The 14,405-nt window shown below is 76.0% G+C and carries 13 protein-coding genes; 7 read left to right on the top strand and 6 right to left on the bottom strand.

The genetic code is table 11. The features are described 5' to 3' along the window. Positions 1 to 118 precede the first annotated feature (118 nt). Positions 119 to 823 carry a hypothetical protein gene (locus ACS04_RS23795; RefSeq protein WP_048478768.1) on the bottom strand — a complete coding sequence of 235 codons (705 nt, stop codon included), beginning with the start codon at positions 821 to 823 and terminating at the stop codon, positions 119 to 121. A 172-nt stretch (positions 824 to 995) separates the two neighbouring features. Here ACS04_RS23795 and ACS04_RS23790 point away from each other — a divergent pair, with 172 nt between their 5' ends. Both ACS04_RS23790 and ACS04_RS23785 read left to right on the top strand, forming a co-directional pair. Further along, on the top strand, positions 996 to 2,207 hold the full coding sequence (locus tag ACS04_RS23790; protein WP_048478767.1) for an MFS transporter: 1,212 nt from the start codon (positions 996 to 998) through the stop codon (positions 2,205 to 2,207). After that, on the top strand, positions 2,204 to 3,265 hold the full coding sequence (locus ACS04_RS23785) for a hypothetical protein (RefSeq protein WP_053080917.1): 1,062 nt from the start codon (positions 2,204 to 2,206) through the stop codon (positions 3,263 to 3,265). Before ACS04_RS23790 ends, ACS04_RS23785 begins: the two co-directional genes overlap by 4 nt. A gap of 52 nt (positions 3,266 to 3,317) precedes the next feature. Here ACS04_RS23785 and ACS04_RS23780 read toward each other — a convergent pair whose 3' ends face one another. After that, complete coding sequence (locus ACS04_RS23780) at positions 3,318 to 4,478, bottom strand: acyl-CoA dehydrogenase family protein (protein WP_048478766.1); 1,161 nt, start codon at positions 4,476 to 4,478, stop codon at positions 3,318 to 3,320. 121 nt (positions 4,479 to 4,599) lie between these two features. Between ACS04_RS23780 and ACS04_RS23775 the strand changes: the two genes are divergently transcribed. Continuing rightward, positions 4,600 to 6,432: a CoA transferase gene (locus ACS04_RS23775; protein WP_048478765.1), complete on the top strand. Its 1,833-nt coding sequence runs from the start codon at positions 4,600 to 4,602 to the stop codon at positions 6,430 to 6,432. After that, on the top strand, positions 6,429 to 8,123 hold the full coding sequence (locus tag ACS04_RS23770) for a class I adenylate-forming enzyme family protein (protein WP_048478764.1): 1,695 nt from the start codon (positions 6,429 to 6,431) through the stop codon (positions 8,121 to 8,123). Before ACS04_RS23775 ends, ACS04_RS23770 begins: the two co-directional genes overlap by 4 nt. An 87-nt stretch (positions 8,124 to 8,210) precedes the next feature. Here the strand turns inward: ACS04_RS23770 and ACS04_RS23765 are convergent, their stop codons facing one another. From ACS04_RS23765 to ACS04_RS23755, 3 genes are read right to left on the bottom strand one after another with little or no spacing between them, the layout of a single operon-like run. Further along, positions 8,211 to 9,035 carry a metal ABC transporter solute-binding protein, Zn/Mn family gene (locus tag ACS04_RS23765; RefSeq protein WP_048478763.1) on the bottom strand — a complete coding sequence of 275 codons (825 nt, stop codon included), beginning with the start codon at positions 9,033 to 9,035 and terminating at the stop codon, positions 8,211 to 8,213. Then, positions 8,993 to 9,871 (bottom strand): metal ABC transporter permease, encoded by an 879-nt coding sequence (locus tag ACS04_RS23760; protein ID WP_245236510.1) that lies wholly within the window; start codon positions 9,869 to 9,871, stop codon positions 8,993 to 8,995. The genes ACS04_RS23765 and ACS04_RS23760 overlap by 43 nt, the downstream gene beginning before the upstream one ends. After that, a complete protein-coding gene (locus ACS04_RS23755) occupies positions 9,868 to 10,503 on the bottom strand; it encodes an ATP-binding cassette domain-containing protein (protein ID WP_048478762.1) in 636 nt (211 codons plus the stop codon). The genes ACS04_RS23760 and ACS04_RS23755 overlap by 4 nt, the downstream gene beginning before the upstream one ends. A gap of 289 nt (positions 10,504 to 10,792) precedes the next feature. Here ACS04_RS23755 and ACS04_RS23750 point away from each other — a divergent pair, with 289 nt between their 5' ends. Together ACS04_RS23750 and ACS04_RS23745 are read left to right on the top strand one after the other, a co-directional pair. Continuing rightward, a complete protein-coding gene (locus ACS04_RS23750; RefSeq protein WP_048478761.1) occupies positions 10,793 to 11,797 on the top strand; it encodes a GlxA family transcriptional regulator in 1,005 nt (334 codons plus the stop codon). A 184-nt stretch (positions 11,798 to 11,981) separates the two neighbouring features. Continuing rightward, positions 11,982 to 12,593 carry an isochorismatase family protein gene (locus ACS04_RS23745; protein ID WP_048478760.1) on the top strand — a complete coding sequence of 204 codons (612 nt, stop codon included), beginning with the start codon at positions 11,982 to 11,984 and terminating at the stop codon, positions 12,591 to 12,593. Between the two features lie 65 nt (positions 12,594 to 12,658). Here ACS04_RS23745 and ACS04_RS23740 read toward each other — a convergent pair whose 3' ends face one another. Next, positions 12,659 to 13,009, bottom strand: coding sequence for a hypothetical protein (locus ACS04_RS23740; protein ID WP_048478759.1), 351 nt, complete (start codon positions 13,007 to 13,009; stop codon positions 12,659 to 12,661). Between the two features lie 122 nt (positions 13,010 to 13,131). On the opposite strand from ACS04_RS23740, the gene ACS04_RS23735 reads away from it, so the two are divergent. Continuing rightward, the gene (locus ACS04_RS23735; RefSeq protein ID WP_048478758.1) at positions 13,132 to 14,334 is read left to right on the top strand and encodes a Gfo/Idh/MocA family protein; all 1,203 of its coding nucleotides are present in this window, start codon (positions 13,132 to 13,134) and stop codon (positions 14,332 to 14,334) included. Positions 14,335 to 14,405: the final 71 nt, after the last annotated feature.

Here is a 14,405-nt window from a genome sequence, read left to right as displayed (position 1 = left end):
GCAGGGCGCGGGGGCGCGGGGGCCGGGCGGGCCGGTGAGCGGTACGGCCCGCCGGACGGCGGGGCCGATGACCGAGGCGCGCGGCGGTGCGGCTTCGCGCGCGTCGGTGAGCCGGCTGTCAGATGACAGCGGTCCCGGGAGGCGGACCCCGTGAGGTGAGGACGTGGACGAGCAGGAGCCCGCGCAGCGGCCGTGCGCGCAGGTCGGGGCGGAGGCCGCGGCGCGGGAGGCCGGCGGGTGCGGGCGGCCGCAGTGGCCCTCGCAGCGGTACGAGCAGCAGAGCGGCCAGGGCCCGCAGGACGCGGAACGCGCCCCGCTCCCCGTACGCGAGCCAGAGCCCGCAGAGCAGGGCGGCGAGCAGGTGTGCGGCCAGCATGCCGGTCGGTGTGGCGGAGCCGGAGCCGGAGCCGGAGCCGATGCCGTGACCGGTGGCCATCGGCAGTGGCATCCGCACGGGCGTCTGCATCGGCAGGGTCATGCCGCTGTCCGCCATCCCCATCGCGTGCGCCGCGTGATGGGCGTGTCCGCCCGCGCCGGGCGGCGGAGCCTGGGCCGTCGACGGGCTGACGGCCGCCTGGGCCAGCGAGAACCCGGTGTGCAGGACGGTCTGGACGGCGACGGTCGCGGAGGTGACGGCCAGGAGGCCGCGTTCGCGGGCGGCGAGGATCCAGGCGACCCCCGCGGTGGCCGCCACCGCCACCGCCAGTGCCCACCAGGGGACGGCCGTCCCCGACATCAGGAGGTGGCCGAGGGAGGCGAGCAGCACGCAGACGGCCGCGAACAACGCGGCCCTGAACGCGCGGCAACACCGGTCGGGAGTCATGGCGGGCTCATCGTCGCACCGCTCTCAAGACGGACACAGGGGGGCGTCGAGAATTGGCACGACGGGACAAAACCATATGTGTCCTACGCCACAACAAGGGCTGGGAACCAGTGAGTTCGCCGCTCCGACTCCTGCCGCGGACCGAAATGACGGCCAAGGAAAGGAGTCAGTCGTGGCGGAGCGGACGGCACCGGCAAGGACCGCCGCGGCAGGGGCGGACGGCCGGCTGACGGCGCTGCTCACCAGCGCCATGGCCTTCTCGATGCTCCAGCTTTTCCTGCTCGGCGCGTTCGGCCCCCGGTTCGTGGACGAGTCGGTCCTCTCACCGACCCTCCTGGGCCTGACGACCACGATCGGTTTCGGGGCGGCCGCCCTGCTCTCACCCATCGGAGGGCGCGTCGTGGACCGGACGGGCCCGCGCCGCTCCCTCGTGGCCCTGCTGCTGGTGTCCGCGGCCGCGCTCGCGCTCATCGGCGCGGCGCCCGGCCCGGGGCTCCTCCTCGCGGCCGTGGCACTGGGCGGGCTGCCGCAGGCGCTCGCCAATCCCGCGACCAACAAGGCGATCCTGGCCGCCGTGCCGCCCGCCCGGCGCGGCTCGGTGACCGGCATGAAGCAGTCCGGGGTCCAACTCGGTGCGTTCGCCGCCGGGTTGCCGCTGGCCGCGCTGGCCGGCTGCATCGGCTGGCGCGGCGCGGTGTGGACGGCCGCCGCCGCGGCCGCGGCGGCCGCGCTCTGGGCACACCGCGCCCTGCCCGCCGATCCGCCGGCGAAGTCCGCGCCACCGCCCGCCCCGCTCGTCCCGCGCGGCGCCCTCGCCTGGCTGGCGGCCTTCTCCCTCCTCCTGGGCTCCGGAATCGCCTCGGTCAATACGTACGTGGCCCTCTTCGGTGCCCGGGAGCTGGGCATGGGGCCCGCGGCGGCCGCGGCCCTGGTGGCGGTCCTCGGCGTCGCGGGCATCGCCGGCCGGGTGGGCTGGTCGAGGGTGGCCCGGCCGGGGCGCGCCGAACGGCTGCCCGGCGCGCTGGCGGCCGGCGCCGTACCGGCCGCCTGCCTGCTGGCCGCCGCGCCGTACGCGCACCCGCTGGTCTGGGTCGCCGCCGTCGCCGTGGGGGTGTTCGCCGTCTCCGCCAACGCCGTCTCGATGGTGCTGGTGATGCAGCGGGCCGCCCCCGGCCGGGCGGGCCAGGACTCCGCGCTCGTCGCCGCCGGGTTCTTCGCCGGTTTCGCGGTCGGGCCGCCGCTGTTCGCGCCTCTCGCGGAGGCGGGCCGGTACGGGCGGGGCTGGCTGCTGGTCGCCGCCGAGTTCGCCGCGGCCGGAGCCCTCGCGACGGCCTGGGCCGTACGGGAACGGCGGCGCGGACCGCGTACGGAGGCCCCCGCGTGACCCCGGCGAACCGGTACGGGCGGGCGCTGGCCGGCGTACTCGACCGGGCCGCCGCCACCCGCGCCGAGACCGGCGACCGGTTCCCCCTGTACGCCGACCCGGAGAGCGGCCGCTGGACCACCACCGGCCGCGGTGCGTGGACCGGCGGGTTCTGGGCCGGACTGCTGTGGCTGCGGGCCCGGTACACCGGTGAGGCGGCCGACCGGGCGGCCGCCTCCGCGTGCACGGCGCGGCTGGCCGACTGGGTCGAGGCCGACACCGCGACGCGCGGGCTGATCCTCTGGTACGGCACGGCGCTCGCCGACGAAGACCCCGGCGCCCGGGAGTTGCGCGCCCGGGCGGCCGAGGCGGCGCTGGCCGCGCTGGATCCCGAACTCGGCCTGGTGCCCTGGGGCTCCGCCTTCGGCGGCCCCCGGCTGCTGGCCCGGGCCGACGGCGTCCCCGGCATGGTGGGGCTGCTCGCCGCCGCCGGCCCGGACGGCGAACGGGCCGCCGCCTCCCACCTGCACCGGCATCTCGACCTGTGCACCGGTGCGGGCGGACGCACCGTACCGGCCTGGGAGTTCGACGCCGGGGCGGGCTGGCGGGCGTACGGGGAGCCGCAGGCCGGCTGGAGCCGCGGCGACGCCTGGCTGCTGCTGGCGGTCGCCGACGCCCTGAACCGGCCCGGAGTCGCCCGGATCGCCCCCGACCGGCTGGAGGCCGTGGCGGAGCGGCTGGCCGAAGCGTGGACGCGCCCCGGTACCCCGCTCGTTCCCCTCGCGGACCGGGGGCGGCCGGACGGCCCGGTGGACACCTCGGCCGCCGCCATCGCGGCCGTGGCGCTGCTGAAACTCGCCCGCGCACCGGGCTGCCGGGCCGCCCCGCGGTACGCGTACCGGGCGGCCGCGATCCTGGAGCGGCTGGTGGACGGGCACCTCACCCGCGGCAGGCTGCTGGACGGCTGCTATGACGCCGGCAAGGACCTGGCCGTCCGGCACGAGCTGGTGTGGGGCGACTTCTTCCTCGCCCTCGGCCTGGCGGCGCTGACGGGCCTGACCGCGATCGGCGACGCCTGAGGAGTGTCCGGAAAGTTCCGCCTGCCCCGGGCGGGACTTCGCAGACAATTCCCTAGGTCGCGCCCCCCTCGTACGCCCGCAGGACCCGGCGGGCCACCGAGGTGACGTGGAGCTCGTCGGGGCCGTCGAGGATGCGGGCCGCGCGGCCGGTGCGCAGCAGCGCCGGGAGCGGGGTGTCGGGGCCGAGCCCGGCCGCGCCGTGGACCTGGACGGCCGCGTCCGCCACCTGCTGGAGCATGCGGGCCGCGGCGACCTTGGCCAGCCCCACCTCCACGTGCGCGTCCAGGCCTGCGGCGATCTTCGCCGCCGCCTCGTGGACCAGCGGGCGGGTGGTGCGCAGGGCGAGCAGAGCCTCGAACACATGGCTCTGCACGAGCTGGTGGCCTGCCAGCGCACCCCGCGACCCGGTACGGGAGCAGGCGCGCACGCACATCAGGTCGAACGCGCGCTGCGCCTGGCCGAGCCAGCGCAGGCAGCGCAGCGTCCGGCCCAGCCGGAGCCGTTCCGCGGCGATGGGCAGCGCCTGCCCGCGGCCGCCGAGGAGATGGTCGGCGGCCACGCCGACCCCGTCGAAGCGGATCTCCCACTGGCCGCCGGCCCCGAGCACGGGCAGTTCGCGTACGACGTGGAAGCCGGGGGAGTCCGTCGGGACGACCAGCAGGGACAGTCCTTCGCGGTCCCCGGGCTCCCCGTCGGTCCGGGCGAGCACGGTCACCAGATCGGCCCCGCCCGCCCCCGAGACGAACCACTTGCGGCCGCTGACGCGCCAGCTCCCGTCGGGCTGCTCCTCGGCGCGGGTCGCGGTGGCGAACGGGTCGGTGCCCGGGGTGTCGGGTTCGGTCATGGCGTAGCAGGCGCGCAGCTCGCCGGCGGCCAGCCGCGCGGGGTACCGGCCGCGGATCCGGTCGCCGCCGTGCTTCCAGAGCATGGTGGCGTCGAGCAGGGACGCCGAGCCGAGGGCCGCCGGTCCGTGGTCGCTGGCGCCCTCGGCCTCGGCGAGCCGGGCGTACCCGGCGAAGGGGAGCCCCTGGCCGCCGAGTTCGGAGGGGAGCGGCAGCGCCCAGAGCCCCTCCTGCCTGGCCCGTGCCTGCAACTCCCGCAAGACGGCCGCGGCGTGCGGGCCGCCCGCGTCCAGTACGGGCTCGCAGGGCATGACGCGGGTCCGGACGAACTCCGCGACCCGGTCCCGCAACCCGTCTTCCTGGCTCCGCACCGCTTTCCTCCCCCGTGCCGGGAACCCGTGGGAACGGCAGTCCGACTGCCTCCCCGAGGAACTGGTCGGGTGCGCAGCCGGCCTGGTTCCCGCGTCGCGCACGTCCGAGAAGAGGAGAGGCATGGCTTCACCAGCCGTCACCCGCACGGTCCGGCCGCTCGAAGGACTGCACCTCACCGCCTCGGGACCGCCCGAGCTGACCGGCCCGGCCGTGGAGCACCTCAGGCTCCTCGGCGCCGGAGCGCGGACGCAGACGCAAGCCGGGGCGGCCTCCGGAGCCGCCCCGGCCGACCCCCGCGACCGCGCTACGGCGCGCCTCGCCCTCTCCGGCGCCGGCTTCGAGCACCAGGAGGCGATCGTCCGCTGGTCGGCGAGCCCGGCCGGCGGTATGACCGACGAGGCGACCGTCCAGGCCGCCACCGGCATCATGGCCGTCCACGGGCGGCGCGACGGCGCCCCCCGCGGCCTGGCCGTGGACTACGCGGCCACCGCCACGGGGCTACTCGCCGTACAGGGGCTGCTCGCCGCCCTGCTGGCACAGGCCCGCGGCGGCCGGGCCGCCAGGGTGACCACGAGCGCCGACCGGGCCGGGCTGCTGACCGTCTCCCAGTACCTCGCCGCGGCCGGTGCCGACGAGGGCGAGGCCGTCCAAGTCACCCCCGGTGGGCCCCCGTTCACCTCCGTCGACGGAGTCCTCTTCGAGCTGGAAACCCTCGACCCTGGAGCCTGGGCCGCGTTCTGGCGGGCCTTGGAGGCTCCCTTCGGCGCCGTACGGGCCGGGTGGCGGCCGTTCCAGTTCCGGTACGCCACCGCCTGCGCCCCCTTCCCGCCGGCCCTGCACACCACCGCCCGTACGCACACCTGGCGGCGGATCGAGGCGGCCGCCGCGGCCTGCGGCGCCGAGGTGTGCCGCTTGCGGACCCTCGACGAGCGCGCCGCCGAACACGACGGCGCCGCGCCCTGGTCCCTCACCCCGCACGCATCCGGCCCCCGGCCCCGCCTCGCGCACCACGAGCCCGCCCCGCCCCGTCCCGCGCGGCCGCTGGCCGGGCTGACCGTGCTCGAAGCGGGCCGCCGGATCCAGGCCCCGCTCGCCGCCCACCTGCTGGGCCTGCTCGGCGCCGACGTCGTGCGGATCGAACCGCCGGGCGGCGACCCGCTGCGCGGCATGCCGCCCACCTGCTCCGGGATCTCCGCCCGCTGGCTCGCGCTGAACCGCGGCAAGAAGGCCGTCGAGGTGGACATCACGTCGCCCGCCGACCGGCGCCGGCTGCGCGAGATGGCCGTCGGGGCGGACGTCTTCCTGCACAACTGGGCCCCCGGCAAGGCGGCCGCGCTGGGCCTCGACTCCGGCCACCTGGCGGCCGTGAACCCCGGGCTCGTCTACGCGTACACGGGCGGCTGGGCGGGCCGGATCCCCGACGCCCCGATGGGTACGGACTTCATGGTCCAGGCCCGCACCGGCGTCGGCGAGGCCGCCCGGCCGCGGGACGAGCCGCCCGCTCCCTCCCTGATGACCCTGCTCGACGTACTGGGCGGACTCCTCGGCGCCGAGGCCGTCCTGGCGGGGCTGCTGCTGCGCGAGCGCGGCGGCGGAGCGGGCGTCCGCGTCGACTCCTCCCTGCTCGCGGCCGCCGACGCGCTGACCGCCCCCGCGCTGCGCCGGGCCCGGCGCGGGCAGGACCCGCGCCGGCCGGCCGGCTTCCGCCGCCCGCTGCGCACCGCGGACGGCTGGATCGCCCCCACCGACACCTGCGCGCCGGCGGCCGCCGCGTACGACCTGCGTGAACTGCCCACCGCCGCGGCCCTCGCGCAGCTGCGCGCCCACGGCCTGTCCGCGACCGCCGTCACCGCCGATCCGGCCGAACTGCACCACGACCGGCGCTTCCCCGGCTCGATCAGCCGCGACGCGCACGGTGCCCCCGCCGTCCCCGACCCCTGGAGCTTCCTGTGACCGTCGCCCTCCACGATCTGCTGCCCGCCGGTCTGCGCCGCGGCTGGGCGGCCGAGGGGACCTGTCCCGACCTCGACCTGTACAGCCTGTTCCGGGCCCGGCAGATCGCCGACCCGCACGCCACCGCCGTCATCGACGCCAAGGGCGGGCTCTGCCGCACGGCACTGGACCGCAAGGTGCGCTCTCTGGCCGCCGGGCTCGCCGGCCTCGGCATCCGGCCCGGGGAGGTCGTCGGCGTCCAGCTCCCCAACGGCCGGGGCGCGGTCATCGCCGATCTGGCCCTGGCCGCCCTGGGCGCGGTGGCGCTGCCCTTCCCGGTCGGCCGGGGAAGCCTGGAGGCCGAAGCGCTGCTGCGCAAGGCGGAGGCCGTCGCGGTCATCGCGGCCGTCGGCCACCGGGACAGCCGCCCTGCCGCCGAACTCCGCGCCCTGGCACCGGCCCTGCCCGAGCTGCGCCACGTCATCGCCGCCGGGCGGGTGGGCAGCGCACCTGAAGGAACGATTGCTCTGGCCGGGCTGCTGCGCTCCGACCCGGCCGCGTTCGTGCCCGCCCGCCCCGACCCCGACAGCGCCGCCCGGATCCTCGTCTCCTCCGGCTCGGAGGCGGAGCCGAAGATGGTCGCCTACTCCCACAACGCGCTCGCCGGCGGCCGGGGCAACTTCCTGGCCTCGCTCATGCCCGAAGGGGCCCCGCCGCGCTGCCTGTTCCTCGTACCGCTCGGATCCGCGTTCGGCTCCAACGGCACCGCCGTCACGCTCGCCCGCCACGGCGGAACGCTGGTGCTGCTCGACCACTTCACCCCGGAGTCCGCCCTCGCCGCCATCCGCGAGCACCGGCCGACGCACGTCCTGGGCGTGCCGACGATGGTGCGCATGATGCTGGACCGGCTGGAAGGCCTCGCACCCGGGCGGGCGGAACTGCCCGCGCCCACCGCCCTGGTCCTCGGCGGCTCGGCCCTGGACGAGACCACGGCCGAGGACGCCGCCCGCGCCTTCGGCTGCCCGGTCGTCAACCTCTACGGCTCGGCCGACGGGGTCAACTGCCACACCGGCCTGCGCGAAGGTGCCCCGGAGGCCTGCTCCGCGGGGGTGGTGGCGGGCCGCCCCGACGCCCGCGTCGCGGACATCCGCATCACCGATCCCGACACGCACGAGCAGCTCCCCGACGGGGAGACCGGGGAGATCATCGCCCGCGGTCCCATGACCCCGATGTGCTACGTCGCCGCCCCGGAACTGGACGCCCGCTACCGCACCCCCGGCGGCTGGGTGCGCACCGGCGACCTCGGAGTGATCGGTGAGGACGGGGTGCTGCGCCTCGTCGGCCGCCTCAAGGACATCGTGATCCGCGGCGGGGCCAACATCAGCCCGGCCGAGGTGGAGCGGGAGCTCGCCTCGCACCCCCGCGTACGGGACGTGGTGTGCGTCGGCGTCCCGGACCGCCTGATGGGCGAGCGCCTCGCGGCCTGCGTCGTACCGCGCGGTCCCGAGGCCCCCACCCTCGCCTCGCTCGGCGAGCACCTCGCGCGCCGCGGGCTCGAACAGCGCAAGCACCCCGAACACCTGCTGGTGATCGCGGAACTCCCCCTCACGCCGGCCGGCAAACCCGACCGCGCCGCCCTGCGCGAGCGGCTGACGGGGCCCGGGCCCGCCGGCGCGGCGGCCGCCGGCCCTCCGTTCGCCCACGCGGGCTGACGGAGCGGTCCGCCGCGGCGGCCCCGGACGCACGAAGAGCGGGAGGGCGACCGGAGCCGCTCTCCCACCCTTCGGGCCCGCCCGGGGTCAGGAGCCGCCCATGGCCTTCTCCAGTTCGGCCGCCGCGTTGCGGTAGACCGTCAGCAAGTCCAGGTCCGCGCCCGGATAGTTGACGATCTCGATCTGGCGGGCGCCCGAGTCGGGCAGCACGGTCCCGGTCGACATGTGGGCGTTGTCCAGGACCAAGGACGGTTTCTTCCCCGAGAGTTCGGCGAGCTGCGCCGGGGTCACGGCCTCCGGGCCGTACGTGCCGACCGGCGCGGCCCCCGCCAGCTTCGCGGACCACGTCGTGAACACCTGGCTGACGACGGCCGGGCTCTTGCCGCCCGGCCGCGCATCCTGCACCTCCTTCGACAGCTTCGCGTACGCGGCGTCGAAGGTCGCCGTCCACCGCGCGGCGCTCTCCTCGGTACCGAACAGCCCGCCCAGTCTCGCCACTTCGGCCTTGACCTTGTCGGCGTCGTTGTCGAGGTCCACCTCGACCAGCTCGGCCTTCGAACCGGCCGCCTCCTTGATCTTCGCCGCGTACGGTTCGAAGGGCGCGTAGAGCACGAAGTCGGCCTTGCCCACGGCCGCGAGATCGGAGGGCTTGGGGTCGTAGTCGGGGGCGTGGTGCACCGACTGGGGCACGATCACTTCGACGTCCTGGGCTCCGGCGGCCTTGGCGAAGGCACCCTCCCAGGTGGTGGTGACCACGACGACCGGTCTCCCGCCGTGGCGGCCGGCCGTGCCGTCCTTCGAAGCGGTGTCGGAGTCGCCGCCGGCGCCGCCGTTGCCGCAGCCGGCGACCAGGGCCGTCAGTGCCGCGCTCAGTGCGAGGAGGGAAGCGAATCGGACGCGGGTGCGCACCATGTGCTGATGCTCCGTTCGGGGACGAGATGGACCGCGAGGACGAGCGCCCCCGCGGTGAGGACGAGGACCGGTCCCGGTGGCCAGTCCAGCCGCAGGGCGACCAGGAACCCGGTGAGGTTCACGGCCACCCCGATGCCGACCGCCCACAGGGTGATCGACCGCAGGGAGGTGCCCAGGCGGCGGGCCGCGAGCGCCGGCAGCAGAGTGAGGGCATCGACGAGCAGGGCCCCGGTGAGCTTGATCGCCCCGGCGACCGCGACCGCGACGAGGACCAGCAGGACGGCGGTCAGCGCCCGCACCGGAACCCCCGAACACTGGGCCAGTTCACGGTCGTACAGCAGCAGGGCCACCTCGCGCCGCCGCCACCACAGCAGCAACGGCACGAGGACCGCCAGCGCGCCGAGCACCACGAGATCGGCGGTGCCCACGGACAGGATCGAGCCCCACAGCAGGGCGAACGCACCCGAGGCGTTGACCCCCGACACGGCGAGAACGAGCAGCGCCGCCGCGATGGCCAGGCTCATCAGCAGGCCCATCGCCCCCGACAGCCCGTCCGGGGTGCGGGCGAGCGGCGCCACCCCGGCCCCGGCCAGGGCGCAGGCGACCAGTGCGCACAGCATCGGATCGAGCCCGGTCAGCAGTCCGATCGCGATGCCGAGCAGGGCGACGTGCATCATCGCGAAGCGCACCGGCATGATGTCGAGCCCGACGATGACCACGCCGACCACCGGCAGACCGACGGCCGCCAGCAACAGGGCGAAGCCCGCCCGCTGGACGGGCGGCAGTCCCAGCAGTTCACCGAGGCCGGCGGAGGCGAGGGCGCCCGCGAGGATCACGCGACCTCCCGCAGCCGGCCCGCGGCCATCTCCAGCACGCGGTCGCAGCGCTGCGCGAGCGCCCGGTCGTGCGTCACCACGACGAGGGTCACCGGCAGGGCGGCCAGCACGTCGGCGGCCTCCTCCTGGCCGCCGAAGTCCAGCGCCGCCGTCGGTTCGTCGGCCAGCAGCACCTCGGCCCCGGCCGCGACCGCTCCGATCGCCCGGGCCAGGTACATCCGCTGCAGCTGCCCGCCCGACAGCGTGTGCAGGGGCCGGCCGAGCAGCGTACCGACGCCCAGTTCGCGCGCCGCTTCGGCGGCCTCGGCGGGGGCGCCGCCGCTCGCCAGCAGCTCGTCCCCGAGGAGCGGGAACCGGCCGGCCGCCGGCTTCTGCGGGATCCAGGCGCAAGAGCGCCGCCGCCAGGCCCATTCGGCGGCCGAGCCGGTGCCCCGGCCGCCGACCAGGATGCTCCCGGACACCTGGCGGTGCAGCCCGAGGACCGCGCGGAGCAGGGTGGTCTTGCCCGAGCCGTTGGTCCCGGTCAGTGCGACGCGTTCGCCCGCCGCGATCTCCAGGTCCACGTCGGCGACCGCCTCGACGCGGCCGTGGCGGCAGGCGACCCCCCGCATGCGTACGTCCAGTCCGCCCATCCGTCGCCCTCCCGTCGTCCGGTGCGGGGCGGCCCCCGCACGCGGAGGTGGTCGCAGACGGGCCCGTCCTGGTTCCGGGCCGGTCGGTCGGATGCGGCCGGGCCCGTGGCCGGGGCGGCACGGCGGGTGCTCGACCGTCGTCGGAGCGGCGCACGCGGCGCACGCGGCGCACGCGGCGGGTGCGGCGTCGCCGGGTCGGCTTGCGGTAGGCATCCGGGTGTCGGGGGTGTCCGGATGTGACAGATCCCCGTCATTGCGGCCACCCGCCCCGTCCGGCCACGATGGACGCATGTCCACGCCCCACCGCGTAGTGATCGCGGTCTTCCCCGATGTCGACCTGCTCGACGTCACCGGCCCCGCCGAGGTCTTCGCCCTCGCGAGCCGGGAGGCCGGGCGCAGGCTGTACGACGTACGCCTGGCGGGTCCGGACGGAGGCCAGGTCACCACCTCGGCCGGCGTCCGGCTGGTCACCGACCTCTCCTTCGAGGAGGTCGGGGCCGCGGTGGACACCCTCGTGGTGCCCGGCGCCGTCGAGCTGACACCGGAGGGTCCGGTGGCGCGGGTCGACGAGGAGGTGGTGCGCTGGATCGGCGCCACCGCCCCGCATGCCGGGCGCGTCGCCTCGGTCTGCGTCGGCGCCCACCTGCTGGCGGCGGCCGGCCTGCTGGACGGGCGCAGGGCCACCACCCACTGGTCCACGGCAGGCCGGCTGTCGGCCGAGCACCCGCGGGTGGAGGTCGACCCGGACCCGATCTTCGTCCGGTCGGGCCGGGTGTGGACCGGGGCCGGGATCAGCGCCTGCATGGACCTGACGCTGGCCCTCGTGGCGGAGGACCACGGCGAGGAACTGGCCCTCGCGGTGGCCCGGCAACTGGTCATGTACCTCAAGCGGCAGGGCGGCCAGAGCCAGTTCAGCGTGCCGCTCAGCCGCCCGGCGGCCTCCCGCCGGGACATCGACGCCCTGCGCGCATACATCGGCGAACACCTGCGCGCGGACCTGTCGGCGGCCGCGCTCGCGGCACGGATGAGCCTCAGCGAGCGCCACTTCGCCCGTACGTTCCGCAAGGAGCTGGGCACCAGCCCCGCGGCCTACGTGGAGGCCATACGGGTGGAAGCCGCCCGGCGGCTGCTGGAGACCACCGACCAGCCGTTGGAGCAGGTCGCAGAGGCGGCGGGGCTGGGCTCGGTGGAGACCCTGCACCGGGCCTTCCGCAAGCAGATCGCGACGACCCCGGCCGCCTACCGCCGCCGCTTCCGCACGGCCCCCACGCCGCCTGACGGTCACGCCCTCTGACGGTCACGCCCCCTGACGGTCACGCCGTCTGACCGTCACGCCCGCCGCCGGTCCCCATCCCCGGCCGGTTTCCACCCAGCCACCGCTCCACCCCTCACCGTTCCCCACCCCTGACCGCCCGGCGCGACCGCGCGCCGGGCCGCGGCTCCGCCGTGCCCGTTTCCCGAGAGAAGGACGATCCGACATGTCTGCATCCACCCCCTCGACCACCCTGCGCGAGCTCGTCGGCCTGTCCGGCACGCTGCCCCGGCTGGCCGACTCCACCCTGATCATGGTCGACTTCCAGAACACCTACCGCTCCGGCGTGATGGCCCTGGAGGGCGCCGAGGAGGCCCTGGCGGCGGGCGCGCGCCTCTTGGCCGCGGCCCGGGCCGCCGCAGCCCCCGTCATCCACGTCGTCAACGACGGCGGCGAGGGGACCCCGTACGACATCCGGGCCGAGATCGGCGCCATCAGCGCCGAGGTCGCGCCGCTCGACGGGGAGCCGGTCGTGGTCAAGCAGGTCCCGAACGCCTTCCACGGCACCGGGCTGGAGGAGACCCTGCGGCAGCTGGGCGCCGGCCCGGACCTGGTCATCGCCGGCTTCATGACCCACATGTGCGTCACGTTCACCGCCCAGGGCGCCTTCAACCTGGGCTACCGCCCGACCGTCGTCGCCGACGCCACCGCCACGCGCGCGCTCGCGGCGCCCGACGGCACCCTGGTCCCGGCCGCCGCCCTCCAGACGGCGAGCCTCACCACGATCGCCGACCTCTTCGGCCCGGTGGCGCCCACGGCAGACTCCCTCCCCGTCTGACGGACGGCGACGCCCGAGGACCCCGGACCGAACGGTCCGGGGTCCCGGGGGGCGGTGGCCCGCCGTCAGTGGATGACGCTGAAGCTGCGCCAGGGGAGGCTGACCGGGGCCGTGACGTTCGAGAGCGTGGTGGCGACGTAGATGCCGTCGTTCCCCAGGGGCGTGGTGCAGTCCAGCGTCCGGTACAGCACCACGTCGACGAGGGTGTTGTTCTCCACGTGGGTGGCGCCCTTCGGGAGCCCGATCCTGTGGCATCCGTTGACCGAGGTGTTCGAGTAGCTCAGCTCCACCGGCGAGTCGTGGCCGCGGAACGTCAGCATGCCGACGGTGCTGCGGCCCAGGCCCGAGCAGGCGGTGGCGGTCAGCAGCAGTGCTGCGGCCGCGGTGATGACGCCGATACGCCGGCTGTGGGACATGGCGCGGTCCTCGTCTGTGCGGTGGTGACTGCCTTGCCCACAGACTGCCCCGGCCCGGCCCGGGCGGCATCCGGTGCTCGGCCGGGCGGATGAACGCGGGTGCGCCGGGAAGGGACTCGGCCATGACCACCGACCTTCGCATCGGCGTCCTCGGATACGGGCTGCGCGGGAGCATCGCCCGCACGGCACACCGGCCCGGCCGCGGTGCGGTTGTCACCGCCGTCGCGGATCCCGATCCGCGGGCCCGGGCGGACGCCGCCGAGGCCTTCCCGGCCGCGCGCACCACCGCGGATCCCGCAGCCGTGACCGGGGATCCGGACGTCGACGCCGTTCTCGTCCTGACCCCCGACCACACCCACGCCGACCTGGCCCGCCGGACGCTCCTCGCCCGCAAGCCCGTCTTCGTCGAGAAGCCGCTCGCCGTCACCGTCGACGGCTGCGACGCGATCCTGCGCACCGCCCGCGCCACGGGCACCCGCCTCTACGTCGGGCACAACATGCGCCACATGCCCGTCGTACGGCTGATGCGCGAGCTCATCGGGGCCGGTGCCATCGGCCGGGTGAGGACGGTCTGGATCCGGCACTTCGTCGGCTACGGCGGCGACTGGTACTTCAAGGACTGGCACGCCGAACGGCGCCACACCACCGGCCTGCTCCTCCAGAAGGCCGCGCACGACATCGACGTGCTGCACTGGCTGGCCGGCTCCTACACCGAGGACGTCCAGGCGATGGGCGACCTGATGGTCTACGGGGAGAACCCGCACCGAAGGGCCCCCGGCGAGCCCAAGACGGAGGACTGGTACACCGAGGACGGCCACTGGCCCCCGCACACCCAGCGCGGCCTGAACCCCGTCATCGACGTCGAGGACGTCTCGCTGCTCAATCTGCGCCTCGCGGGCGGGGTGCTCGCCGCCTATCAGCAGTGCCATTTCACCCCCGACTACTGGCGGAACTACACCGTCATCGGCGATGCCGGCCGCCTGGAGAACTTCGGCGACGGCCCGGGCGCGGAGGTCCGGGTCTGGAACGCCCGCCGCTCCGGATACCGGGCCGAGCCGGACTCCGTCCACACCGTCCCCGACGCGGACGCCGCGGGCGGGCACGGCGGCGCCGACCCGCTGCTGATCGACGAGTTCCTGCGCTTCGTACGGCACGGGGGAGCGACGGACACCTCGCCGGTCGCCGCCCGGATGGCGGTCGCCGTGGGCTGCCTGGCGACGGAGTCGCTGCGCGACGGCGGCACGCCGCGGCGGGTACCGCCGCTCGATCCGGGCCTCGCCGCGTACTTCGACCGGGGCCAGGCCGGATCGGGAGGCGGCGGCTGAACGGCCAATCCGGTCCCGGCGTTTGCCCAAGAGTTCCCCAAGGGCGGGCCCGCCTCCGGATCCCCGGTCCC

The sequence above is a fragment of the Streptomyces roseus genome (assembly GCF_001044425.1).
GTDB classification, from domain to species: domain Bacteria; phylum Actinomycetota; class Actinomycetes; order Streptomycetales; family Streptomycetaceae; genus Streptomyces; species Streptomyces roseus.
Note: the sequence above shows the minus strand (reverse complement) of the source record. Positions and strands in the feature narration are given on the sequence as shown.

Coding starts and splice junctions, on each gene's coding strand:
- ACS04_RS23795 (WP_048478768.1), bottom strand. CDS start 823: ATGACTCCCGACCGGTGTTGCCGCGCGTTCAGGGCCGCGTTGTTCGCG.
- ACS04_RS23775 (WP_048478765.1), top strand. CDS start 4,600: ATGGCTTCACCAGCCGTCACCCGCACGGTCCGGCCGCTCGAAGGACTG.
- ACS04_RS23765 (WP_048478763.1), bottom strand. CDS start 9,035: ATGGTGCGCACCCGCGTCCGATTCGCTTCCCTCCTCGCACTGAGCGCG.
- ACS04_RS23755 (WP_048478762.1), bottom strand. CDS start 10,503: ATGGGCGGACTGGACGTACGCATGCGGGGGGTCGCCTGCCGCCACGGC.
- ACS04_RS23750 (WP_048478761.1), top strand. CDS start 10,793: ATGTCCACGCCCCACCGCGTAGTGATCGCGGTCTTCCCCGATGTCGAC.
- ACS04_RS23745 (WP_048478760.1), top strand. CDS start 11,982: ATGTCTGCATCCACCCCCTCGACCACCCTGCGCGAGCTCGTCGGCCTG.
- ACS04_RS23740 (WP_048478759.1), bottom strand. CDS start 13,009: ATGTCCCACAGCCGGCGTATCGGCGTCATCACCGCGGCCGCAGCACTG.
- ACS04_RS23735 (WP_048478758.1), top strand. CDS start 13,132: ATGACCACCGACCTTCGCATCGGCGTCCTCGGATACGGGCTGCGCGGG.